At 54.8% G+C, this 24,462-nt stretch carries 21 protein-coding genes, 1 tRNA gene, 1 rRNA gene and 1 other annotated feature; of the genes, 14 read left to right on the top strand and 9 right to left on the bottom strand.

The features are described from left to right. From rimM to rplS, 3 genes are read left to right on the top strand one after another with little or no spacing between them, the layout of a single operon-like run. Positions 1-549, top strand: a complete 549-nt coding sequence (rimM, locus tag SCU88_RS19365; RefSeq protein WP_138098986.1) for a ribosome maturation factor RimM — start codon at positions 1-3, stop codon at positions 547-549. Positions 550-594: 45 nt separating this feature from the next. After that, positions 595-1,362, top strand: coding sequence for a tRNA (guanosine(37)-N1)-methyltransferase TrmD (gene trmD / locus SCU88_RS19360; protein ID WP_138098985.1), 768 nt, complete (start codon positions 595-597; stop codon positions 1,360-1,362). Between the two features lie 47 nt (positions 1,363-1,409). Then, positions 1,410-1,760 (top strand): 50S ribosomal protein L19, encoded by a 351-nt coding sequence (gene rplS / locus SCU88_RS19355; RefSeq protein WP_138098984.1) that lies wholly within the window; start codon positions 1,410-1,412, stop codon positions 1,758-1,760. 51 nt (positions 1,761-1,811) lie between these two features. Here rplS and SCU88_RS19350 read toward each other — a convergent pair whose 3' ends face one another. From SCU88_RS19350 to SCU88_RS19340, 3 genes are all read right to left on the bottom strand, one after another. Continuing rightward, positions 1,812-2,819, bottom strand: a complete 1,008-nt coding sequence (locus SCU88_RS19350; protein WP_175340875.1) for a tellurite resistance/C4-dicarboxylate transporter family protein — start codon at positions 2,817-2,819, stop codon at positions 1,812-1,814. Positions 2,820-2,897: 78 nt separating this feature from the next. Continuing rightward, a complete protein-coding gene (locus tag SCU88_RS19345; protein ID WP_175340874.1) occupies positions 2,898-3,359 on the bottom strand; it encodes a hypothetical protein in 462 nt (153 codons plus the stop codon). Then, positions 3,349-4,038 carry a winged helix-turn-helix domain-containing protein gene (locus tag SCU88_RS19340; protein WP_431810043.1) on the bottom strand — a complete coding sequence of 230 codons (690 nt, stop codon included), beginning with the start codon at positions 4,036-4,038 and terminating at the stop codon, positions 3,349-3,351. The genes SCU88_RS19345 and SCU88_RS19340 overlap by 11 nt, the downstream gene beginning before the upstream one ends. A 682-nt stretch (positions 4,039-4,720) precedes the next feature. Between SCU88_RS19340 and SCU88_RS19335 the strand changes: the two genes are divergently transcribed. The 4 genes from SCU88_RS19335 to SCU88_RS19320 all read left to right on the top strand — a co-directional run bounded on the left by SCU88_RS19335 (position 4,721) and on the right by SCU88_RS19320 (position 10,668). Further along, a complete protein-coding gene (locus SCU88_RS19335; protein WP_175340872.1) occupies positions 4,721-7,696 on the top strand; it encodes an autotransporter outer membrane beta-barrel domain-containing protein in 2,976 nt (991 codons plus the stop codon). Positions 7,697-7,801: 105 nt separating this feature from the next. Then, positions 7,802-8,767, top strand: a complete 966-nt coding sequence (locus SCU88_RS19330; protein ID WP_175340871.1) for a P1 family peptidase — start codon at positions 7,802-7,804, stop codon at positions 8,765-8,767. An 81-nt stretch (positions 8,768-8,848) separates the two neighbouring features. Beyond that, on the top strand, positions 8,849-9,232 hold the full coding sequence (locus tag SCU88_RS19325) for a DUF2946 domain-containing protein (protein ID WP_241666551.1): 384 nt from the start codon (positions 8,849-8,851) through the stop codon (positions 9,230-9,232). A 62-nt stretch (positions 9,233-9,294) separates the two neighbouring features. After that, positions 9,295-10,668 carry a PepSY domain-containing protein gene (locus SCU88_RS19320; protein WP_175340870.1) on the top strand — a complete coding sequence of 458 codons (1,374 nt, stop codon included), beginning with the start codon at positions 9,295-9,297 and terminating at the stop codon, positions 10,666-10,668. A 40-nt stretch (positions 10,669-10,708) separates the two neighbouring features. Here SCU88_RS19320 and dgcN read toward each other — a convergent pair whose 3' ends face one another. Further along, the gene (gene dgcN, locus SCU88_RS19315; RefSeq protein ID WP_175340869.1) at positions 10,709-11,923 is read right to left on the bottom strand and encodes a diguanylate cyclase DgcN; all 1,215 of its coding nucleotides are present in this window, start codon (positions 11,921-11,923) and stop codon (positions 10,709-10,711) included. After that, positions 11,916-12,083, bottom strand: coding sequence for a hypothetical protein (locus SCU88_RS19310; RefSeq protein WP_431810181.1), 168 nt, complete (start codon positions 12,081-12,083; stop codon positions 11,916-11,918). The genes dgcN and SCU88_RS19310 overlap by 8 nt, the downstream gene beginning before the upstream one ends. Before the next feature lie 670 nt (positions 12,084-12,753). Between SCU88_RS19310 and aroF the strand changes: the two genes are divergently transcribed. Both aroF and tyrA read left to right on the top strand, forming a co-directional pair. Beyond that, a complete protein-coding gene (gene aroF / locus SCU88_RS19305) occupies positions 12,754-13,824 on the top strand; it encodes a 3-deoxy-7-phosphoheptulonate synthase AroF (RefSeq protein WP_175340867.1) in 1,071 nt (356 codons plus the stop codon). A 10-nt stretch (positions 13,825-13,834) separates the two neighbouring features. Beyond that, positions 13,835-14,956 (top strand): bifunctional chorismate mutase/prephenate dehydrogenase, encoded by a 1,122-nt coding sequence (tyrA, locus tag SCU88_RS19300; protein ID WP_175340866.1) that lies wholly within the window; start codon positions 13,835-13,837, stop codon positions 14,954-14,956. A 39-nt stretch (positions 14,957-14,995) separates the two neighbouring features. Here tyrA and pheA read toward each other — a convergent pair whose 3' ends face one another. The 4 genes from pheA to bamD form a co-directional block, all read right to left on the bottom strand. Next, on the bottom strand, positions 14,996-16,153 hold the full coding sequence (pheA, locus tag SCU88_RS19295) for a bifunctional chorismate mutase/prephenate dehydratase (RefSeq protein WP_175340865.1): 1,158 nt from the start codon (positions 16,151-16,153) through the stop codon (positions 14,996-14,998). A gap of 24 nt (positions 16,154-16,177) precedes the next feature. Further along, positions 16,178-16,304 (bottom strand) — a sequence feature (Phe leader region). Beyond that, entirely contained in the window at positions 16,253-16,303 is a 51-nt protein-coding gene (locus SCU88_RS19290) for a hypothetical protein (RefSeq protein WP_196240491.1), read from the bottom strand. Its footprint overlaps the feature before it by 51 nt. Before the next feature lie 110 nt (positions 16,305-16,414). Continuing rightward, complete coding sequence (gene raiA, locus SCU88_RS19285; protein ID WP_138098973.1) at positions 16,415-16,753, bottom strand: ribosome-associated translation inhibitor RaiA; 339 nt, start codon at positions 16,751-16,753, stop codon at positions 16,415-16,417. Between the two features lie 269 nt (positions 16,754-17,022). After that, a complete protein-coding gene (gene bamD, locus SCU88_RS19280; RefSeq protein ID WP_138098972.1) occupies positions 17,023-17,751 on the bottom strand; it encodes an outer membrane protein assembly factor BamD in 729 nt (242 codons plus the stop codon). Positions 17,752-17,882: 131 nt separating this feature from the next. On the opposite strand from bamD, the gene rluD reads away from it, so the two are divergent. The 5 genes from rluD to SCU88_RS19255 all read left to right on the top strand — a co-directional run bounded on the left by rluD (position 17,883) and on the right by SCU88_RS19255 (position 24,407). After that, a complete protein-coding gene (rluD, locus tag SCU88_RS19275) occupies positions 17,883-18,863 on the top strand; it encodes a 23S rRNA pseudouridine(1911/1915/1917) synthase RluD (protein ID WP_138098971.1) in 981 nt (326 codons plus the stop codon). Beyond that, a complete protein-coding gene (yfiH, locus tag SCU88_RS19270) occupies positions 18,860-19,591 on the top strand; it encodes a purine nucleoside phosphorylase YfiH (protein WP_138098970.1) in 732 nt (243 codons plus the stop codon). Before rluD ends, yfiH begins: the two co-directional genes overlap by 4 nt. A 129-nt stretch (positions 19,592-19,720) precedes the next feature. After that, positions 19,721-22,297, top strand: coding sequence for an ATP-dependent chaperone ClpB (gene clpB / locus SCU88_RS19265; protein WP_138098969.1), 2,577 nt, complete (start codon positions 19,721-19,723; stop codon positions 22,295-22,297). Positions 22,298-22,715: 418 nt separating this feature from the next. Then, positions 22,716-24,257: ribosomal RNA gene (locus SCU88_RS19260) — 16S ribosomal RNA — on the top strand. A gap of 73 nt (positions 24,258-24,330) precedes the next feature. Beyond that, positions 24,331-24,407, top strand: a tRNA-Ile gene (locus SCU88_RS19255). Positions 24,408-24,462: the final 55 nt, after the last annotated feature.

Below are 24,462 nucleotides of genomic sequence, written 5' to 3'. Positions count from 1 at the left end.
ATGAGCAAGCAACACGCCGCGGCGGCGCCCGTTGATCCCATTGTTCTGGGTAAGTTGGGCTCTTCCTATGGCATTCGTGGTTGGCTCAGAGTGTTTTCCTCCACCGAAGAGTCCGACGGCATTTTTGACTATCAGCCCTGGTTTATTAAGCAGGCAGGTCAGTGGCAGCAGCTGGAGATTGAAAGCTGGCGCCATCACAATCAGGATATGATCATCAAGCTGAAAGGCGTTGACGATCGCGATACGGCAAACCAGCTCACTAACAGTGAGATTATGGTTGACGCTTCGCAACTGCCGTCCCTTGAGGAGGGTGACTACTACTGGAAAGACCTTATTGGTTGCCAGGTCGTCACTACCGCAGGGTACAACCTGGGCAAAGTCAGCGAGCTGATGGAGACCGGGTCGAATGACGTTCTCGTCATTCAGGCAAACCTGAAGGATGCATTCGGGGTCAAGGAGCGGCTGGTTCCGTTCCTCGATGGGCAGGTTATCAAGAAAGTCGATCTCACGACCCGAACTATCGAAGTCGAATGGGATCCTGGTTTTTAAACCTCCGGATAAACGGTAACAGAGTGGCGCTATGGGGATTGGCTTGTGTTTATTGGTATAGTCAGCCTGTTTCCAGAGATGTTCCGCGCAATTACTGATTACGGGGTAACTGGCCGGGCGGTAAAAAATGGCCTGCTGAGCATTCAGTGCTGGAGTCCGCGTGACTTTACGCACGACAGGCATCGCACCGTGGACGATCGTCCATACGGAGGCGGACCGGGAATGCTTATGATGGTGCAACCGTTAAAGGATGCCATCAATGCAGCCAGAGCCGCGGCAGGCGAAGGCGCTAAGGTGATTTATTTGTCACCTCAGGGGCGTAAGCTCGATCAGACCGGCGTTAGCGAGCTGGCCACCAATCAGAAACTGATTCTGGTGTGCGGCCGTTACGAAGGGGTTGACGAGCGCGTAATCCAGACCGAAATTGACGAAGAATGGTCAATCGGCGATTACGTACTGAGTGGGGGAGAGTTACCGGCAATGACGCTGATTGATTCGGTTTCCCGGTTTGTTCCGGGAGTACTGGGCCATGAAGCTTCGGCAATCGAAGATTCGTTTGCCGATGGATTGCTGGATTGCCCGCACTATACGCGTCCTGAAGTGCTGGAAGGAATGGAAGTACCGCCGGTATTACTGTCGGGAAACCATGCTGAAATCCGGCGCTGGCGTTTGAAGCAGTCGTTAGGGCGCACCTGGCTTAGAAGACCTGAACTTCTGGAAAACCTGGCTCTGACTGAAGAGCAAGCAAGGTTGCTGGCGGAGTTCCAACTGGAACAGACGCAAGAGCAACAGAACGATGATGGGGCGGTATAACGCCGACCACTCAAAATATCAGTTTACCCAGGATAAGAGATTAAATTATGAGCAATATTATCAAGCAGCTTGAACAAGAGCAGATGAAGCAGGACGTACCTTCCTTCCGTCCGGGCGATACCGTGGAAGTGAAAGTATGGGTTGTTGAAGGTTCCAAGAAGCGTCTGCAGGCATTCGAGGGCGTGGTTATCGCTATTCGTAACCGCGGTCTGCATTCTGCATTCACTGTTCGTAAGATTTCTAACGGCGAAGGCGTTGAGCGTGTATTCCAGACTCACTCTCCGGTTGTTGACAGCATTGCTGTTAAACGTCGTGGTGCCGTTCGTAAAGCTAAACTGTACTACCTGCGTGAGCGTACTGGTAAGTCTGCTCGTATCAAAGAGCGTCTGTCCAAGTAATGTTCGCGTAAGCGACATCCCAGAAGAGGGCCGGCATTTGCCGGCCCTTTTTTATGGCTTCAGGCGCCGGTATAGCATGCCGAGCAGTCCGAGAAACACCCACGTCCATAGCACCAGTACCACGGGCGTAAAAAGGTAATGGAGCAGCGGTATCCAGTAACTCACCCCGACCTGAGGCAGAAAGCTCATCGAGGCGACGCAAAACATCCCCATTGGGAAAATGGCGGACCAGTTCTGCATACTGTAGCCGGGCGTGAAGGCGCGGCTGGCAATACGCCAGATCAGAATAAACACTAGCAGTACCAGCCACCAGCAGGATGCCGACCACAGGAACAGGCTGATGCCCAGGATGATGGGGGCCAGAACATCGAGCCGTGGCAATGAAAGCGCCATGGTATACAGATGGCTACCCGCCAGGGTCGAGATGGCCAGCGCGCCCATATTAATCCACCAGGTCGGCGAAAAGCTTTTATCGTCCATTGGCACAAACAGCCAGCGCAGAAATGCCAGCGCGATCACCATCAGGTACAGCATGATACCGATGGCCCAGATACCGACGCAGAACAGAAAGAAGCCTGCGCTGGCGGTCGCGGGAGCCGACAGGCTGCTCCCCAGTACGGCAACTGAGCATCCTGATACGGTGCACAGCAGCCAGCTACCGTTCATCCCCTGCACCAGCGCGGGTTTGGATTTCGCCATGGTCACGCCGGTGAGCATGGTATTTACCAGCACTACATAGAGTCCGCAGCCCAGCCAGAACAGCGCCATCGGTATCGCCGGTAACGCCGTCATTTGCACATACTGAACCCCCAGCACGTTGGTGGCGGCCACCAGCGTCAGATAACCCGGCCCTTTTTCGTGGTGGGTCAGATCGCGCCAGACGCTGCCCGGGGTAAGGATAAGCTTTCCCACCGCCAGCGTCAGGCAGATGGCATACTGGATATTATTCAGAATAAACAGCACCCGGGCGGCAAAATGTATTCCGGCCAGATGGCAGGCAATGCTGACGATACCGGTGGCCATAATCAGTGCGAAATAGCCGTACTGGAAGTTCCTCACACAATCTCTCCTTGAGGCATGCGCCCATGGGCGCATGGTGAAAAATCTCCCTCTATTATTGCTGAATTTTGGGCGTTATTAAGGCTCCTTTGTGCACAATAGCGAAGGGACATCCGGCGTGGAAAATATCCAACGGTTATCGTAACGCTCAATAATCAGGTTGAGCTCTTTTCCCGGCTGCAGATAAAAACCGGGTACGGTAATGCCGGTATAGCGGGCATCCAGGTTATCTGCCAGTGAAGGAACGACCTTTCCTGAGCTCAGCAGATAAGCGTTATGGCGGTGGGTATAGCTAAAATAGATACTGCGGCCCAGGCTCCAGCTACGGTTGGCACTTTTAAGCACGCCGGAAAGTATTGCCAGTCCCTCTCCATCTTTTAACTGGTAGCTCAGATTACCCGAAAAGGTCTCCCTGCCGATTTCCCAGGTGACCTGGCCGCTACAGTGAATGGTGGGGTTGCTCCAGGCGTACCAGCGAACGATCGCCGCCACGATAATCAGTACCGGAACCGCAAGCAGAAGTATTGATCTACTTTTCATGATGGACGCTCAACCAGGTGGAACACACGGCGTGGGGATTGGTGCGCAAGTCGCTACTGCAGACAAACGCGGTGATTTTATTACTGCTGCTCAGGCCGGAAAGATAGAGCGTTGCCTGGTTTTTGCACAGATCCCGGTGTGCGAGCATATAGCTGAGGTAGTAATCAACGAACACCTCATTCGGCTCGTAAAAAATGCGGCAGGATTGCTCCTTCTGCAACTGCATGGAGAGTGGCAGATAGTGGCTGAAAATGGGGGCAGGTTCGGTATTAAACAGAATAAAGAACAGAAACAGCCCGGCCATCAGATAGCTTATCAGCAGCATTCGCGCTTTGCCGGCGGCTCTGAGCGGCGCTTTGTCCGGTGATTGTGCTGCACCGATGGCCGGGAGAGCGCTGGATTCTACAGGCTGTGGTATGGGCTCATCCGGTATGCTTAATGGCGTGATAAGCGGGGGAGCATCATCTTCCGCTGCTTCACAGGCAGTAAGTCGTGCGATCGCCGTCGTTTCAGACAGCATCATGCCGCGTCGTGAAATGGTTTTAATGGTGTCGCGCGGTAAGCCGACGTTTTGCAGTGAGTTACGTAGCGTCAGTATGGTTTGATAGAAGGTATTTGGTGAGGTTCCTCCATTATTATCCCCCCAGCCAGCGGCAATCAACTCTCTTTGTGGCGACACTTTCCCTGTGTTTTTAATTAAATACAGAAAGCATAGCGTAGCCGGAAGTTGCAGATGAACCTCATTCTCAGTGAGCCGATTATAAAGCGATCTCTCGTTAGGTCTGAATTCAACGCTGTGGTTAATCAGATATCCTTTTTCTGAATGCATTAACCTGAGCACAACAATTTCCTTCCGTTTAGGACTATTCTGTAGACTTTACACGTAACTAACAAAATAAGAATAGGCTTAATGTAAATTTGCGATATAAGAAAACCTAAGAAATAACAAAAAACGTTGTAAAACATGTGGTTATATATATTGTTTTGATTTTTTATTAAGTGATCATAACTGAGGAGAAAATCGACAATTGTGATGCTAGATTAACATCAGATTGTTGATTTTTACTTTTTTTGTAGAGATGTTGTTTCATTTATTGGATCCTGGTGCCGGAGATATCCATGTGATGGCGAACGAGATGAGAAAACCACATGATCGTGAGTTGCTATTTTAAAGCAGCAAGGGTTGTGGCGTAAACGTCAATCATCAGGAAGGTAGACAAATTTGTAGATAAGTTCTTTCTTTAATTAAATGTATGAGGAGAGCCAGTCCGGCTGTCTTTATAAATCGTTATGGTTGGAAATAATCGTAACGATGTGGGTTGAGAGTTTTTACCAACGTTGCAGATCAAGGAAAGTGGCAGATGAAAAGACACAGACGTTATTCCCCGTTGGCAATTGCAGTATCCGCAGCAATATCCTCATTGGTTTTTAATGCTTACGCCTCATCTGGGCTGGAATCTATACCGGCGAATGGAGATTCATCTCTGCTACCCCAGTCTATTCGTGATTTACTTCCTGCTTCAGCACCGTCGAATTACCAGAAACTGTCGCCAGGAAACTATGTTTACAAATGGGATGCGGGAACCATAGCCGTATATGGCGATAATGTTTCGCTAAATGGGCCAGGTATGGAGGCATTTGAACACACGGTGACTGCAATCCAGAATAATAAATCTGGAAGTCCGGTCCTGGTTTTTGGTGATGGGCTATCCATTACTACACAATCGAAAAATTCGGCTAATGCAGGAAAAGATGTGGATGGTATCCGCACTCACGGCACTAATACCCCTGATAATCCGGTGGTGGTTATTGTTGGTGATGATGCATCTATTGTTGTCAATGGAAGCAGTGGTGATGGAATAAATGCCGGTTATTCTTCTTATAGTGGAGGAAATGGCTGGCTGGGTTCTGCTAATATTTACGTTGGCGATAGATTAAATATTAAGGTTACAGGAACCGGTGGCTATGGCATAACCGCGAATGCCATGAAAGACTCTACACTGGCGAAAAATAATATTATCGTTGGTCATGATGCTCGTATTGTGACAGAAGGCAGTTCGGGTTATGGTCTGCGCTCTGGTAGTGATGGTTCCTATATACAGCTTGGTGACAGGGCTATTGTTGAGACGTCAGGGCTTTCAGGCTCGGCGGTCTACAGTCATGGCGGGGCTGGGGTTGTATTGGGCGATGCCGCAACGCTGACCACCAAAGGAAATAGCGCTCATGGTATTTATTCATATAATGGCGCGTATGTTAATACCGGCGATGGGCTGAAAATATTCACAGAAGGAGATACGTCACATGGTATTTATGCGTATTCCAAAGAGGCTAAGGTAACCACTGGTGATAATGCCGAAATTTCCACCACGGGGAAAAGCGCATCGGCAGTCTATGCCAATAATACCGGGGCAGTAACCCTGGGGGCAAATAACGTTATCACTGTCTCAGGCACCGAAAAAACCAGTGCGACAGCGTTATCTCCCCATGGCCTTTATGCCAATAAAGGAAAAATAACGCTGTCTGATGGTAGCACTATTACGATGGCGGGTAATCATGATGCCACTAGCTACGCGATATACGCGAATTCGGGCGGCGTTATCGATGGTTCCGCCGGGGGGCGGTATAACATTAATGGCGATATCCTCTCTTCCGGAACCGATGCCTCATTGGGAGACAGCCATATTAAACTCAACATGACCGCTGGCTCGGTCTGGAATGGAGCCTCATTTCTTGGTGATACCGGAAATTTCGACCTGGTCATGAACGACGCTTCCTGGAATCTGCGTGCTGACTCGACGCTAACCCGGCTTACGCTTAATAGTGGCGCAGCGGTTAATTTCCAACATCAGGATGGGAATTTCCAGACGCTGACCGTGGTCGGCGACTACACAAGGGCTGGTGGTACGATCGCATTCAATACCGTCCTGAATGGCGATGGTTCACCCACGGATAAATTGATCGTTCAGGGCAACACTGCGGGGAATACCCAGGTGTCGGTCAATAATGTGGGTGGTACCGGTGAACAAACGGTGGAAGGTATTGAGATCGTTAACGTCGCCGGGAATTCAGACGGTACCTTTACCAAACAGGGTCGTATCGTGGCGGGGGCTTACGACTATAATGTGGTGAAGAAAGAGAAAAACTGGTATCTGACCAGTTACGTGACGCCGGTTGAGCCTGAACCCGAGCCGGAGCCTGAACCGAAGCCGGAGCCTGAACCGAAACCAGAACCTGAGCCGAAGCCCGATCCGGAACCGACGCCAGAGCCTGTCCCGGAGCCAACGCCAGAGCCAACGCCAGAGCCGATGCCGGAACCCACACCAGAGCCGATCCCGGAACCGCATAATCCGCAGCCCGAACCGGTACATCAGTTCCGTCCGGAGTCCGCCAGCTATATCGCCAACAACTATGCGGCCAACACCATGTTTATCACCCGTCTGCACGATCGACTGGGCGAAACGCAGTACACCGATGCGCTGACCGGCGAACAGCGAGTCACCAGCCTGTGGATGCGTCACGTTGGGGGGCATACTCGCTTTAAAGATCGCAGCGGTCAGTTACACACCCAGAGCAGCACTTACGTGATGCAGATAGGCGGCGATCTGGCGCAGTGGAGCAGTGATGGTCTGGATCGCTGGCATCTCGGTGCCATGGCCGGTTACGGCAATAGCCGCAGCCGCACTCGCTCCAGTATTACCGACTATGGCTCCCGCGGTCAGGTGACTGGCTATAGCGTGGGTCTTTATGGCACCTGGTACGCCAACCAGGTCGATAAGAGCGGCTCTTACCTGGATAGCTGGGTACTCTATAACTGGTTCGACAATAAGGTGATGGGCGACCATTTGGCCACCGAGAAGTATAAATCCCGCGGCTTTACCGCCTCGCTGGAAGGGGGCTATAGCATTAAGCTGGGTGAAAGCGCGCGCGCCAGCTACTGGGTCCAACCGAAAGCGCAGGTTGTCTGGATGGATGTTAATGCCAGAGATCACCGTGAGCATAATGGTACCCGGGTCTCTGACAGAACCGACGATAACTGGCTGACCCGCGTGGGCGTGCGAGGTTATATCAGCGGCCACAGCCAGGTCGATGACGGTAAAGATCGCACCTTCCAGCCGTTCGTTGAGGCCAACTGGATCCATAACACCCAGAACTACAGCGTGAAGATGGGCAATGCATCGAACGAGATGCGCGGCGCGAAAAACATCGGCGAGCTGAAAGTGGGCGTTGAAGGGCAACTGACTCAGCGTTTGAATCTGTGGGGCAATGTGGCTCAGCAGCTGGGCGATAAAGGCTATAGCGATACACAGGGAACCCTGGGGCTGAAGTATCAGTTCTGATTTTCCGACCCGCTCACACTCGGCTGACGATCGAACGGGATCGTCAGCCGTTTTTATTGGCAGCGGCCATACTCAGCATAAGTTCACCAACAGAAGGCAGAAACCATGGCGGGATCGCTTTGTGATATTCCAGACGTCAGCGTTGGCCACGCCCAGGATGCAGAAGCCCAGACCGGTTGTAGCGTGGTGCTATTCGGGCAGGGGGCGGTATGCGGTGTGGATGTTCGGGGCGCGGCGCCGGGAACCCGGGAAACGGATCTACTGAATCCCGTTAATGCCGTTCAGAAGGTCGATGCGCTGGTGCTAAGCGGCGGTAGCGCCTTTGGGCTGGATGCCGCCAGTGGCGTTATGCGCTGGCTGGAAGAGCAGGGCAGAGGCTTCGAGACTGGCTATGGGCGGGTGCCGATCGTCCCGGCTGCGGTGATCTTCGACCTCAATTTTGGCGATCCCCGGGTGCGGCCCGATGCCGCCATGGGCTATCGGGCGGCGCAGCTGGCTTCTCGTGCGCCTTTTGCTTCCGGTAATACTGGCGCTGGCGTGGGTGCCACGCTGGGCAAAATGATCGGTGTATCGCGGGCGATGAAAGGCGGTATCGGCAGCGCCTGCGTGGCCGGGCCCGGTGGGCTACGGGTGGCGGCTATGGTGGTCGTGAATGCGCTGGGAGAAGTGCGGGATCCGGATAACGGTCAGCGGCTGGCAGGCGCCTGTGATGAACAGGGCCAGTTGCTGGATTTACCCTCCCTGGCGCTGAGGGCTGAAGGAGGCGCGGAATTCTCTTCGGGCGCCAATACCACAATTGGCGTGGTCAGCTGCAATGCCCGTCTGGATAAAACCGCAATGACGAAAGTGGCGCAGATGGCTCACGACGGCCTGGCTCGTACCATCTGGCCGGTACATACCATGAGCGATGGCGACACGCTGTTTGCCGCCACTACCGACGGCGTGGCGGCATCGGTGACCATTGTCGGTATGCTGGCCGCCCAGGCGGTCGCCAGCGCGGTGATCGATGGTGTCAGCTCTGCCCATAGCGCCCGCGGTGTACCGGGTCTGGCGACCCTGGGGGGAGAGTAACAGTAGTCACACATTATTTAACTACGAAGCAATAAATCCATTACAATAGCCGCCTTTCACAGGCAGACGGGTGGTTAACGGGTGCGGAGACGTTCGGGCAGGATGATGCGCTACGCGGCGCGACTTGCGCTGTTCGCCATGATGCTTATCGTGGTGGCGCCGCAGATCTCGATCGCGCTACGTCACCATACTGCCGCCGATATGTCCCACGCAGGCCACGTCATGCATCCTGGCATGATGATGCCAGACTCTTCCGGCCTGCATATCGATCACGCCGAAGCCTGCGGCTACTGCGTGCTTCTGAGTCACGTTCCCGGCATTCTCTGGCCGCTGCTGGCATTGCTGGTAGCCCGAGGCGGCCGCTGGCGCGAGGTCGCCAGCCCGGCGCGGCGCCGGGCGTTTTCCCGTTTTCTCTGGTCCCGACCGCCTTGCCGTGCCCCACCTGCGTTGAGTGCTTTGCATTAACCCTTTGTTTTGGCTGCTGCCTTCGGGCTGTGGCCCGTTATGATTTGCATAAAGGAAAGCTAATGACTCAACGTGCATCCCGCCAGGCATGGGTAAACCTGTTGCGGCGGCTCCACTTCTATATTGGCCTGTTTGTCGGGCCCTTCATATTTATCGCGGCTCTTTCGGGAACGCTCTATGTCGCCACGCCCCAGCTTGAGGCGTGGCTGTTTCGCGATGCGCTGACGACAAGTGTTAAAGGCTCGCCTCACCCGCTGGCGGACCAGGTGGCGGTCGCCCGCCAGGCCGCTGGTGCTCCATTGCCGGTGCAGGCGGTGCGTCCGGCATCGCAGACGGGGGAAACCACCCGGGTCATGTTCAGCGATCCGCAACTCGGCGCATCGGAAACCCGCAGCCTGTTTATCGATCCCGTCACTCTGGAGGTGAAAGGCGATATGACGGTCTACGGTACCAGCGGGATTCTGCCGCTGCGTCTGTGGATCGATAATCTGCACCGCTCGCTGTGGCTGGGGGATATCGGGCGTAACTACAGTGAACTGGCGGCATCCTGGATGTGGATCGCCGCGCTGGGAGGGATCGCGCTCTGGTTTCTGACCCGGCCACCGCGCCAGCGTAAACCGACCCGCCATAATGCGTTTGTCAGTCAGCGTCGCTGGCACGTGGCTCTGGGGTGGTTACTGCTGGTTGGATTGCTGCTCTTTTCCGCCACCGGGCTGACCTGGTCGCGCTGGGCGGGCGATAATGTTAACCAGCTACGGGCAGCGATGGACTGGATGACGCCCCAGGTCAATGCATCGCTGAGAGGAGAGCCTGCGGATAACGATCCCCATGCCGGGCATCACAGTAGCCACCATGGAATGGCGATGGCGGAGCCCGGACTGGATAACGGACTGTTTGACGCAGTGCTGTCCGCGGCGCGTCAGGCGGGTATTCAGGCAGCCAGGGTGGAGATTCGACCGGCGAAGACGACGGATCGGGCGTGGACGGTCAATGAGATCGACCGTCGCTGGCCTACGCAGGTGGATGCGGCGGCGGTGAATCCCCATACCCTGACCGTTATTGATCGGACGCGCTTCAGTGAATTTCCGCTCATGGCTAAGCTGACGCGCTGGGGTGTCGATTTCCATATGGGGATTCTGTTCGGTCTGGCTAACCAACTGGCGTTAATGGCCTTTGGCACTGCGCTGTGCGTGCTGATCCTGTTGGGTTACCGGATGTGGTGGCGCCGACGCCCGGCGCCGGGACAGGTGAATCCGGCGCTGACTCTGGTGAATGCCTGGCTGGGGTTGAGCTCTGTAGGCCGTGGCGTGACCTTTGTCACCGCGTTGCTGCTGGGCCTGGCGCTGCCGGTGATGGGCGTGAGTCTGGCGCTGTTTCTGGCGGCGGACCTTGCCCGTTGGCATCGGGCAAGGAGTCAGGCACCGGTCGGCGCCTGATGGTCAGGGGGCGCTGACGATCCACCTCAACCGGTGGTTTTCAGCGTCCCCGACGCAGTTTCTTATTGTGGTACATGCTGCTGTCGGCGATCTCCAGCAGGCTCTCAGAGGTTGAGTCCGGTTCCACCAGGGCATAGCCGACGCTCAGAGAGAGGCTAATGGCCTCGCCGTTGCGCAGCGGCATAGGGGGAACAAACAGATAGCCGAGCCGGGAGATTAGCCGCTGGATCTGCTCATCGATGGTGACATCTGAGATGAGCATGGCGAATTCGTCGCCGCCCAGTCGAAAGGTGGGATAGCGGCGGGCGGAAAAGCGCAGCAGGCGGCTGGCGATCTCCCTGAGTGCCCGATCGCCCGCGGCGTGTCCCCAATTGTCGTTAATCTGCTTAAAGTTATCGCTATCCATAAACAGCAGCGCATGATGGGTGCGCTGCAGCGGATCGGTAAGCACCTTTTCCAGGGCTTCCCGAAAGGCGGCTCGGTTTGCCAGCCCGGTTAACGGATCGTGTAACGCGCTTTTACGCAGTGAGGCGCTGTGGCGCTGCTGCTGCTTCTGCCACTGCTCCATTTCATCCAACAGGCAGTTAAAATCATGGGCGAAACGCTGGAACTCCTCGATAGGCTCGGGTTTGACGCGCCGGGAAAAGTGACGATTCTGGCGGACGTCATGCACCACTTCGGTGATGTTCTGTAATGCCTGAACCAGTCCACGATGAAAATAGTGGCTGATGGCCAGCGACAGGGCAGACGCAAGAATGAGAAAACCGGTCAGCAGCGCCAGCGACAGCCAGATAAAGTGGGTGATGAGCCGGCCTTTCGCCGTCAGCTGTACTTCGCCGACGGGCACGCCATCGTACCAGACGGTCTGTACCACTGGATCCGGCAGCAGCCAGCGTTGGATCAGGGCATCGGGCGTTTTGGGGCGCGGACGCGGTGTTGTCGGCCAGCGGGCGATCGGGCGGCCTTCACTGTCGCGGACCAGAGCAGAAGAAAACTGCTGCTGCCGGCCCAGAGCGGTAAGGGTCTCATGAATTTCGCCGACATCCCGGAAGGCAACTGCCGCTTCCAGGCTATGGCTGACCGTTACCCCTAACAGCTGCATATTTTGTTGAGCATACTGTTTAAGCGTTAGTACGGATGCGATGCTCAGAAACAGCCAGCAGGCGATCATGGCGGTCGCAACGCTAAGAATGCTGATGCGTTGCAGGATACGGCGGAAAGTGGGGCGTCCGGAAGAAATAAGGATGTTACTCATAGTGCGGGGTCCGTGAGCGTGCCAGCAATAAAGCATCCGGACTAACGCGTACGCCGCTACGTACCAGCGTGTCCAGGTAAACGGAAAAAAAAACCTGTTTATCGTGAATAGTCAGGCAGAAATCGCGGCTCATTAAGCATTGAAGATCCTGCCCGGCCATTAGCAATAAAGAATGAGATTGATAACCCGCTATTAATTGCATCTGTTGTTATTCACTTTCATTGCCAAAATAAATGGCATAACACTCTGCGGTTAACGCCTCATTATTATTTTCTACCGCTACCGAAATACAACCTGCGGATATGGCTGGGCATGCCGGTGACGATGGTGCGCACCGACGATGCCGCGGGATGTGCGGCGATAGCCGTTACTGCCAGGAGTCATCCAAAAGGGTTCCATGATTTCATTGATGGTGATTTCGCCAGATGATCGGGTTCTGTTGGATCACCTGCTGTTATTATTTCGTGATAATAACATTTAGTATTTATTGCGTCATTATTTACATCTTTACTGTGAATTATCCCATGTTACTGAAATATATAAAACACGGTTTTTTTAATCACAGATAAATAACTATTCATGCCTTTCGGATATCTATGATGCATAAAGGAAAAAACTCCTCAGGCGGTGCTTTTTTCCTTCAGCGTGCGCGCCAGGCTAAAAAACAAGTGTAACTTATTCGTTACACTTAATGGTTGAAAAGCCGATTAAATAGCATGCCGTAAAGTATTATTTACGAATTATGGATTGAAAAGTTTACCTCTTGCGGTTATGGTAATTGCTCCCGCAGGGGAGACTTTTATCGCCAACGTTTATTAAGGATCGCCATCATGCAAAAAGACGCGCTGAATAATGTCCATATCGTAGAAGAACAGGTCATGATCACCCCCGATCAATTGAAAACCGCTTTCCCGCTGACGGCCGCGCAAACGGAGCAGATTGCCCGTTCTCGCCAGACGATCAGCGATATCATTGCCGGGCGCGATCCGCGTCTGCTGGTGGTATGTGGTCCCTGTTCCATTCATGATCCCGAATCGGCCCTGGAGTATGCGCGTCGCTTCCAGGCCCTGGCGAAAGAGGTTGGCGATAGCCTCTATCTGGTCATGCGCGTCTATTTTGAAAAACCCCGTACCACCGTGGGCTGGAAGGGGCTGATTAACGATCCGCATATGGATGGCTCATTCGATGTGGAAGAGGGGCTGAAAATTGCGCGTCGTTTGCTGGTCGATCTGGTGGGTATGGGGCTGCCGCTGGCGACCGAAGCGCTCGATCCTAACAGTCCGCAGTACCTGGGCGATCTCTTTAGCTGGTCTGCCATTGGCGCCCGTACCACGGAATCCCAGACTCACCGCGAGATGGCTTCGGGCCTGTCGATGCCGGTGGGCTTTAAGAATGGCACTGATGGTAGTCTGGCGACGGCGGTTAACGCCATGCGCGCCGCCGCCATGCCGCACCGTTTCGTCGGTATTAATCAGGCGGGGCAGGTGTGCCTGCTGCAAACCCGCGGCAATCCGGACGGCCATGTGATCCTGCGCGGCGGTAAGTCACCTAATTACGGACCAGATGCCGTGTCCCAGTGCGAAAAAGAGATGGAACAGGCGGGACTGCGTCCGGCGCTGATGATAGATTGCAGCCATGGTAATTCAAATAAAGATTACCGTCGTCAGCCGGCGGTGGCGGAATCTGCCGTCGCACAGATCAAAGATGGGAACCGTTCGATAATCGGTCTGATGCTGGAAAGCCATCTGCATGAAGGCAATCAGTCGTCGGAGCAGCCACGCAGTGCGATGCAGTACGGAGTATCAGTCACCGACGCTTGCATCAATTGGGAAACCACGGAAGCGCTGCTGCGAGAGCTGCATTCCGATCTGGCGAAATCGCTGACGGCGCGTCTGGGTTAAGAGGTTATTCATGGTTGCAGAACTGACCGCGTTACGCGATCAAATCGATGAAGTCGATAAATCACTGCTGGCGTTACTGGCCCGCAGGCTGGAGCTGGTGGCCGAGGTGGGCGAAGTTAAAAGCCGCTACGGATTGCCGGTCTACGTACCCGAGCGCGAGGCATCGATGCTGGCGTCGCGTCGCGCCGAGGCGGAAAAGCTTGGCGTGCCGCCCGATCTTATCGAGGATGTGCTGCGCAGGGTTATGCGTGAATCCTACTCCAGCGAAAACGACAAAGGATTTAAGACCCTGTGTCCGACCCTGCGCCCGGTAACTATCGTCGGCGGCGGCGGCCAGATGGGGCAGCTGTTTGCGAAGATGCTGATCCTGTCCGGTTATCAGGTGCGTATTCTGGAGCAGGAGGACTGGCCTCGTGCCGACGAACTGCTGCAGGACGCCGGTATGGTGATTGTCAGTGTACCTATCCATCTGACCGAGGCGGTCATCGCCCGCCTGCCTGTGCTGCCGCGCGACTGTATTCTGGTGGATCTGGCGTCGGTGAAGAACGCGCCGCTACAGGCGATGCTGGCGGCGCACTCCGGGCCGGTGCTGGGGCTGCACCCGATGTTTGGGCCTGACAGTGGCAGCCTTGCCAAGCAGGTGGTGGTCTGGTGCGATGGTCGTCAGCCCGAAGCTTATCAGTGGTTCCTGGAACAGATCCAGATCTGGGGCGCGCGACTGCACCGCATCAGCGCGGTGGAGCACGATCAGAATATGGCCTTTATTCAGGCGCTGCGCCATTTCGCGACCTTCGCTTACGGCCTGCATCTGGCGGAAGAGAATGTGGACCTGGAACAGCTACTGGCGCTCTCTTCGCCTATTTACCGGCTGGAGCTGGCGATGGTAGGGCGCCTGTTCGCCCAGGATCCGCAACTGTACGCCGACATTATTATGGCTTCTCAGGAGAACCTGGCGCTGGTGGGGCGCTACTACCGGCGCTTCGGCGAGGCGATCGCCTTGCTGGAAAATGGCGATAAGCAGGCGTTTATCGACAGCTTTAACCGCGTGAAGCACTGGTTTGGCGATTATGCGCCGCGCTTTCAGAGCGAGAGCCGGGCGCTACTGCGCCAGGCTAACGACAGCCGCAAGTAACCCTCAGCCGGTAAAAAGCCCGCAGCGCGGGCTTTTTTGCTATGCCGGATTCACCGGCACCACATTCTCGCTGGGGTAGCAGCCCAGCACTTTCATCGAACGGGCGATCTCGCCCAACTCACGCAGCGCCTGCCGCATGTCTGCCGACTCAAGGTTGGCCTGAATATCAAGATAAAACATCTCTTCCCACGGATTACCGTGAATGGGCCGTGATTCCAGCTTCACCATAATCAGGTTGTGGTTACGCAGCACCAGCAGCGCCTCCACCAGCGCGCCCGCCTGCTGGCCGGTAGCCATCAGCAGTGTCGTCTTAGCTGGCACCTGGTCGGAAACGCCGATGGCTTTACGGGCCAGTACCAGGAACCGGGTGATGTTCTGGGTCTGGTTAGCGAGATGGCGATCCAATACCTGCAGCCCATAGAGCGCTCCGCCGTCTTCGCTACCCAGGGCGGCGACCTTCGGTGAGCCGGATTGGGCGACTTTCTCCATGGCGGCGGCAGTACTTTCACAGTACTCGATCTTCCAGTTCGGATGGCGATTAATAAACTGGCTGCACTGCTGGAACGGCTGAGGATGGCTGTAGACGGTTTCGATCTGATCCAGGTCAGTGGTGGTCGCGACCAGCACGCAGTGATCGATGGGCAGGGTTAGCTCGCCAACGATGGAAAGGCTGGTGTGCTGTAGCAGATCGTAGACGTCATTGATGGAGCCTGAGCTGGTGTTTTCCACGGGCACCACGGCGTAATCGGCCTGGCCGGTTTCCACCTGCTGGAAAATATCCTGGAATTTAGGGCAACCGCTTTCGATAAACTCGTCGAAGTGGCGGGCGGCATAGCGACGTGCCGCCAGATGGGAGTATGAGCCTTTTGGCCCCAGGAAGGCGATACGGGCGGAGCGGGGATTAATCTTGTTCAGGTGCTTCTGGAGCAGCGCCTGCTGGGTCAGAACCGAATCTTCGATAATCAACTGGAACAGACGGGTAATGTAGTGAGCATCCAGGTGATGGGGTTTGCCCAGGGCGATAAGCCGTTCCAGCAGGTCGCGCTCGCGGTCGATATCACGCACCGGGCGATGGGACCTGAGCTTGGCCTGACCGACTTCTACCGCCAGCTGGCGGCGTTCGGCCAGCAGGGCCAGTAATTTTTCGTCCAGGGCGCTGATTCTGTTACGCAGGGCCAGCAGGGGGTTGTCGCTCATAGTGCTACCTTTTTTGTCGTTATCATAAAAAAGGCCTCCCGTTTGGGAGGCCTGTCAGTTCGTCTTCGCATTCTTTTTACATGACGAAATGCCTCCCATTCAGGGGAAGGTAAAAAAGAAGAATGCGAAGAAGAACGGCTGAAGTTTCACGATATCTGTTCCATTGGGGACCGGTTTTTAAAGTAACTACACTCGTTTCACTCTGTCAATAAAAAACGCGCCCGAAGGCGCGCTCCTTATATGAAACTGTGTCGATAAAACTCAGACCCCCGGGTCGGCTACCGGCGCCGCATCCTTCACTGAAGCGGTGGCGCGGCGGGCTTCTCCCTTGTGCTGTACTTTGTTCAGCTGGCGCTCCAGCTTGGCGATCAGGTCGTTAATGGCGGTATACATATCGTTATGTTTCGCGCTGGCGACCAGCTGGCCGTTGGGGGTGTTAATGGTGGCATCGGCCACAAATCCCTGCGGCTCTTTGGACAAGATGATGTGGGGGTTAATCAAATGAGTTTGCCATTTGTCCAGTTTGGTGAGACGGTCTGCGACGTGCTGGCGGATTGCCGGGGTGATTTCCATCTGTTTGCTGGTAATGTTCATTGTCATAAATTTACCTCTTGTCTTTCCCGTCTTGGTGATTTCAGCATACCGCTTCTAATGTCAAAATGTGTGATCCAAATCACGGAGATATGTCACGTTTTGTCAACAAAACCTTTTTGTGAGTCAGGACAGGAAGAGGCGATTTTTCACTTGAGCTTTCCGGCGCCAGGGGCCATATTTGATGAGATGTCTTGCAGGTTGATACGCGTCAGCAGGCGAAAAAATGTATAAAAAAACGGCAGCGCACGGGCTGCCGTTTTTTGTGGGACGCTGAATCAGCGGTTGGCGGCAATGATTTTTGCGACCTTTTCCGCTTCGGCATTCAGCTGCAGCTGACGGTAAGCATTTTCCATCAGCGGCAGAGCATCGCGCGTGGCCTGAGTATCCGGATAATCACGCAGCATGCCTTCAACACGGTTTACCACCGCTACCCATGCGCCGCGACGGGTGTAGTACTGAGCGACGGAAAGCTCATATTTCGACAGACGATTTTTCAGGAACGTCATACGACGGGCGGCATCGGTTGCGTACTGACTGTTGGGGTAGCCGCGCACCAGCTTTGAAAAGTCATTGAAGGCGTCGCGGGCATGGCGCGGATCGCGATCCGAGCGATCGACCCCAAAGAAGCCCTGAAGCGCGCTGTCATCCATCGCCATATCGGTTAATCCGCGCATATAAAGTACGTAGTCGATATTGGGGTGGGTCGGGTTCAGGCGCATAAAGCGATCGATGGCGGCCTGCGCCAGCGGAAGATCGGCATTTTTGTAATAGGCGTAGATCAGATCGAGCTGCACCTGCTGCGAGTAAGGTCCAAACGGATAGCGGTTATCCAGCGCTTCCAGTTGCGTTATCGCCGCTTTCCAGTTACCGTCCTGCAGCTTTTGCTGAGCAGTCGAGTAGATGTCGGAGGGTGAACTGTCGGGCACCTCATCTTTGGTGCTGGAGCAACCGACCAGGGCCAGGCTCAGCGTGGCGGCAGCCACCAGATATTTCATGCGCGTCATGACGTTTTGACTTTCCTCAGAATGTTATTCAGGGAGACTCTCCGTTAAGCTCCCGTTGAAGACCAGCTACAATAGCACACTATATTAAACGGCGAAGCCGTAAAAACCCAAGGTTAACGAAGAAGCTGTATATGGCACAACCAGTAAAACTCACCGCAACGGTGTCCGAGTCACAACTCGGCCAACGCTTAGATCAGGCTTTGGCCGAATTGTTCCCGGATTATTCCCGTTCGCGAATAAAAGAATGGATTCTTGACCGGCGGGTGCGGGTCAATGGCAACATTTGCGAAAAACCAAAAGAGAAAGTGTTGGGCGGCGAGAGCGTTGATATCGATGCAGAGATCGAAGAGGAAGCCCGCTTCGAACCGCAGGATATCCCGCTGGATATCGTTTATGAAGACGATGACATCATCGTTATCAATAAGCCACGCGACCTGGTGGTCCATCCCGGCGCAGGTAACCCGGACGGCACGATACTGAACGCGTTGTTGCACTACTACCCGCCGATCGTCGATGTACCGCGCGCCGGTATTGTTCATCGCCTGGACAAGGACACCACCGGGTTGATGGTGGTGGCAAAGACCATTCCGGCGCAGACTCACCTGGTGGATGCGCTGCAACGTCGTGAGATCACCCGCGAATACGAGGCCATCGCTATCGGTCATATGACGGCAGGGGGAACGGTAAATGAGCCTATCAGCCGCCATCCCACGAAACGCACCCATATGTCGGTACATCCGATGGGCAAACCGGCGGTAACCCACTACCGTATTATGGAGCACTTTCGTATCCACACCCGGCTGCGGCTGCGGCTGGAGACGGGTCGTACTCACCAGATCCGCGTTCATATGGCGCACATTACTCATCCTCTGGTGGGTGACCCGCTTTACGGCGGTCGTCCTCGCCCGCCGAAGGGGGCGTCAGAAGCCTTTATCGATGCGCTACGCAAATTCGACAGGCAGGCGCTGCACGCTACCATGCTGAGGCTGTATCATCCCATCACCGGTATCGAGATGGAGTGGCATGCGCCCATTCCTCAGGACATGGTGGATTTGATCGCCGCGCTGCGCGATGACTTTGAAGAACATAAGGACCGGGTTGACTGGCTATGACCAAACTGATCGTTCCAGAGTGGCCGATGCCTGCGGGCGTGGCGGCCTGTAGCTCCACCCGGGTGGGAGGCGTTAGTCATGCCCCCTGGGACTCCATGAACCTTGGGGCTCACTGTGGTGACGATCCCCGGCTGGTGGAGGAAAACCGACGCCTTTTCTATGAGGCGGCGGCATTCCCTTCTGCGCCGGTCTGGTTGGAGCAGGTACACGGTCGTGCGGTGCTGAAGCTGGACGGTACTGTGCCAGCTTCGAAGCGTGCCGATGCCTCCTGGAGCGATCGCCGGTCAACCGTTTGTGCGGTAATGACGGCGGACTGTCTGCCGGTGCTATTCTGTAATACGGCGGGAAATGAAGTGGCTGCTGCTCACGCTGGATGGCGCGGCCTGTGTGAAGGTGTACTGGAAGAGACCGTCTCCTGTTTCCGTGACCGCCCGGAGAATCTTATGGCATGGCTGGGACCCGCCATTGGTCCCGCAGCCTTTGAAGTCGGAGGTGAAGTGCGTGAGGCCTTTGTGGCGAAAGACTCCCAGGCTGAAAGTGCTTTTCGTCCGGTCGGTGAAAAATTTTTCGCCGATATATATCAGATTGCACGTCAGCGCCTGGCGAATGTGGGCGTTCATCAGGTCTTTGGTGGAGAACGCTGCACATTTAGCGAGAGTGGCGATTTTTTCTCTTATCGCCGCGATAGAACGACTGGTCGTATGGCAAGTTTCATCTGGCTGATATAACCTATAAAATCAAGACGATCCAGTACGGGTAGCTATTCCTTCACATAATTATGGTCATTAACCTTGAATAATTGAGGGATGACCTCATTTAATCTCCAGTAGCAATTTTGACCTGTTATGGGAGGAGTTATGCGTCTGGATCGTCTTACTAATAAATTCCAGCTTGCCCTCGCCGATGCCCAATCCCTTGCACTCGGGCACGACAACCAATTTATTGAACCCCTTCATCTGATGAGCGCCCTGCTGAAGCAGGAAGGCGGTTCCGTTGCGCCGTTATTAACGTCTGCGGGCGTTAACGTCGGCCAGCTACGTACATCTATTGAGCAGGCGTTAAGCCGGCTACCGCAGGTGGAGGGTACCGGCGGTGATGTACAGCCTTCACAGGACCTGGTTCGCGCCTTAAATCTTTGCGACAAACTGGCGCAGAAACGTAATGACAACTTTATTTCGTCGGAGCTTTTCGTCCTTGCGGCGCTGGAGTCCCGCGGCACTTTGGCGGATCTGTTAAAAACCGCGGGTGCCACGACGGCTGGCGTGACACAGGCGATTGAGCAGATACGCGGAGGAGAAAGTGTGAACGACCAGAGTGCTGAAGATCAGCGTCAGGCACTGAAGAAATTTACCATCGATCTGACCGAACGGGCGGAAAGCGGCAAGCTGGACCCGGTCATCGGTCGTGATGAAGAGATTCGCCGCACCATCCAGGTGTTGCAGCGCCGTACTAAAAATAACCCGGTACTGATCGGGGAACCTGGGGTGGGTAAAACCGCCATCGTCGAGGGGCTGGCCCAGCGAATTGTCAACGGCGAAGTGCCGGAAGGGCTGAAAGGCCGCCGGGTGTTGGCACTGGATATGGGGGCGCTGGTGGCGGGCGCAAAATATCGCGGTGAATTCGAAGAGCGCCTGAAAGGGGTGCTGAACGATCTCTCCAAACAGGAAGGTAACGTCATCCTGTTTATCGATGAGTTGCACACCATGGTTGGTGCCGGTAAGGCTGATGGCGCCATGGATGCCGGTAATATGCTGAAACCGGCGCTGGCCCGTGGTGAACTGCACTGCGTGGGCGCCACGACGCTCGACGAATACCGCCAGTATATAGAGAAAGATGCCGCGCTGGAGCGTCGCTTCCAGAAGGTATTTGTTGCTGAACCGTCGGTTGAGGATACCATCGCCATTCTGCGCGGGCTGAAAGAGCGTTATGAACTGCATCATCACGTGCAGATTACTGACCCGGCCATCGTCGCTGCCGCAACGCTGTCGCACCGCTACATTTCCGATCGCCAGCTGCCGGATAAAGCTATCGACCTGATCGATGAAGCGGCTTCCAGCATTCGCATGCAGATAGACTCTAAGCCGGAAGAGCTGGACCGCCTCGACCGTCGGATTATCCAGTTGAAGCTGGAGCAGCAGGCCCTGTTGAAAGAGTCTGATGAGGCCAGTCAAAAACGGCTGGAGATGCTCAACGACGAACTGTCGGATAAAGAGCGTGAATATTCGACCCTGGAAGAGGAGTGGAAGGCAGAGAAAGCGTCGCTTTCCGGTACCCAGACTATTAAAGCCGAGCTGGAACAGGCGAAAATCGCCATGGAGCAGGCGCGTCGCGTCGGTGACCTGGGACGGATGTCCGAACTGCAATACGGGCAGATTCCCGAGCTGGAAAAACAGCTGGCATCCGCCACGCAGTCAGAAGGCAAAACTATGCGTCTGCTGCGTAACAAGGTGACCGATGCCGAGATCGCCGAAGTGCTGGCGCGTTGGACCGGTATTCCGGTTGCCAGAATGATGGAGAGCGAGCGTGAAAAACTGCTGCGTATGGAGCAGGATCTGCATCAGCGCGTGATTGGTCAGGATGAAGCGGTAGAAGCCGTTTCGAATGCGATTCGCCGTAGCCGCGCCGGGTTGTCAGATCCTAATCGACCGATCGGTTCGTTCCTGTTCCTGGGACCGACCGGGGTGGGTAAAACCGAACTCTGTAAAACGCTGGCCAACTTTATGTTCGACAGCGACGATGCCATGGTGCGTATCGATATGTCCGAGTTTATGGAGAAACATTCGGTTTCCCGTCTGGTCGGGGCGCCTCCGGGATATGTCGGTTACGAAGAGGGCGGTTATCTGACCGAAGCGGTACGGCGTCGCCCATATTCCGTCATCCTGCTGGATGAAGTGGAAAAGGCGCACCCGGATGTGTTTAACATCCTGCTTCAGGTTCTGGATGACGGTCGTCTGACGGACGGGCAGGGCAGAACGGTAGATTTCCGGAATACCGTGGTGATCATGACCTCCAACCTGGGGTCCGATCTGATCCAGGAGCGCTTTGGCGAACTGGATTATGCCCATATGAAAGAGCTGGTGTTAGACGTCGTAAGCCATAGCTTCCGCCCTGAGTTCATCAACCGTATTGATGAAGTGGTGGTCTTCCACCCACTGGGCGAACAGCATATTGCATCGATTGCCCAGATTCAGCTGCAGCGACTCTATCAGCGTCTTGAAGAGCGCGGTTATACCGTTCACATTTCGGATGAGGCGCTGAAACGGCTGGGTGAAAACGGCTACGACCCGGTTTACGGGGCGCGTCCGTTAAAACGCGCTATTCAGCAACAGATAGAGAACCCGTTGGCGCAGCAGATCCTGTCGGGTGAACTGCTGCCGGGTAAGCCTGTCGAGCTGAAGGTGAAAGACGACCAAATCGTTGCTGTTCAGTCGTAATGGAAAAACGGGCCTTTCGGGCCCGTTTTTGTCTTCTTTTTCGCCGGTTCTGCTATATTTTTACTCATGTCGCTTGAAAAGTGTTCATTTGGCATTTTTTTTAAGATATTCCCTTGCCAGCACGAATTCAGGCCCTATAATGCGCCACCACTGACACGGAACAACGCCTTACGGCACACCGGGTCAGCGGGACGAAAGCGAAAATAAACGCTTGACTCTCAAGCGGGAAAGCGTAATATACGCAGCCCGCGCCACTGACAAAACAGCGCGCAACTGCTCTTTAACAATTTATCAGACAATCTGTGTGGGCACTCGAAAGCACTGATATCCTGAACGTCGAAAGACGCTAAATGAATATCAAGTCTCAAGAGTGAACACGTAATTCATTACGAAGTTTAATTCTTTGAGCATCAAACTTTAATTGAAGAGTTTGATCATGGCTCAGATTGAACGCTGGCGGCAGGCCTAACACATGCAAGTCGAGCGGCAGCGGAAGGAAGCTTGCTTCCTTGCCGGCGAGCGGCGGACGGGTGAGTAATGTCTGGGGATCTGCCTGATGGAGGGGGATAACCACTGGAAACGGTGGCTAATACCGCATAATCTCGAAAGAGCAAAGTGGGGGACCTTCGGGCCTCACGCCATCAGATGAACCCAGATGGGATTAGCTAGCAGGTAGGGTAATGGCCTACCTGGGCGACGATCCCTAGCTGGTCTGAGAGGATGACCAGCCACACTGGAACTGAGACACGGTCCAGACTCCTACGGGAGGCAGCAGTGGGGAATATTGCACAATGGGCGCAAGCCTGATGCAGCCATGCCGCGTGTATGAAGAAGGCCTTCGGGTTGTAAAGTACTTTCAGTCAGGAGGAAGGGTGTGAGCTTAATACGTTCATACATTGACGTTACTGACAGAAGAAGCACCGGCTAACTCCGTGCCAGCAGCCGCGGTAATACGGAGGGTGCAAGCGTTAATCGGAATTACTGGGCGTAAAGCGCACGCAGGCGGTTGGTTAAGTCAGATGTGAAATCCCCGGGCTCAACCCGGGAACTGCATTTGAAACTGGCCAGCTGGAGTCTCGTAGAGGGAGGTAGAATTCCAGGTGTAGCGGTGAAATGCGTAGAGATCTGGAGGAATACCGGTGGCGAAGGCGGCCTCCTGGACGAAGACTGACGCTCAGGTGCGAAAGCGTGGGGAGCAAACAGGATTAGATACCCTGGTAGTCCACGCCGTAAACGATGTCGACTTGGAGGCTGTGAGCTTGACTCGTGGCTTCCGGAGCTAACGCGTTAAGTCGACCGCCTGGGGAGTACGGCCGCAAGGTTAAAACTCAAATGAATTGACGGGGGCCCGCACAAGCGGTGGAGCATGTGGTTTAATTCGATGCAACGCGAAGAACCTTACCTGGTCTTGACATCCACGGAAGGTCTCAGAGATGAGACTGTGCCTTCGGGAACCGTGAGACAGGTGCTGCATGGCTGTCGTCAGCTCGTGTTGTGAAATGTTGGGTTAAGTCCCGCAACGAGCGCAACCCTTATCCTTTGTTGCCAGCGATTCGGTCGGGAACTCAAAGGAGACTGCCGGTGATAAACCGGAGGAAGGTGGGGATGACGTCAAGTCATCATGGCCCTTACGACCAGGGCTACACACGTGCTACAATGGCGCATACAAAGAGAAGCGACCTCGCGAGAGCAAGCGGACCTCATAAAGTGCGTCGTAGTCCGGATTGGAGTCTGCAACTCGACTCCATGAAGTCGGAATCGCTAGTAATCGTGAATCAGAATGTCACGGTGAATACGTTCCCGGGCCTTGTACACACCGCCCGTCACACCATGGGAGTGGGTTGCAAAAGAAGTAGGTGGCTTAACCTTCGGGAGGGCGCTTACCACTTTGTGATTCATGACTGGGGTGAAGTCGTAACAAGGTAACCGTAGGGGAACCTGCGGTTGGATCACCTCCTTACCTTTGGATACAGGTTTCGCAGTGTCCACACAGATTGTCTGATGAAAAACAAAGAAGCAGTGAAAACCTCTACAGGCTTGTAGCTCAGGTGGTTAGAGCGCACCCCTGATAAGGGTGAGGTCGGTGGTTCAAGTCCACTCAGGCCTACCAAATTTTCCCTGATGCCGCGTTGTGAAATGACTCGCATACTGATTGTATGCTTCGC

It is taken from the genome of Jejuibacter sp. L23 (assembly GCF_050815825.1).
Classification (GTDB): domain Bacteria; phylum Pseudomonadota; class Gammaproteobacteria; order Enterobacterales; family Enterobacteriaceae; genus Jejubacter; species Jejubacter calystegiae.
The sequence above is the reverse complement of the archived record's forward strand: the minus strand, read 5'-3'. Positions and strand labels throughout refer to the sequence as shown.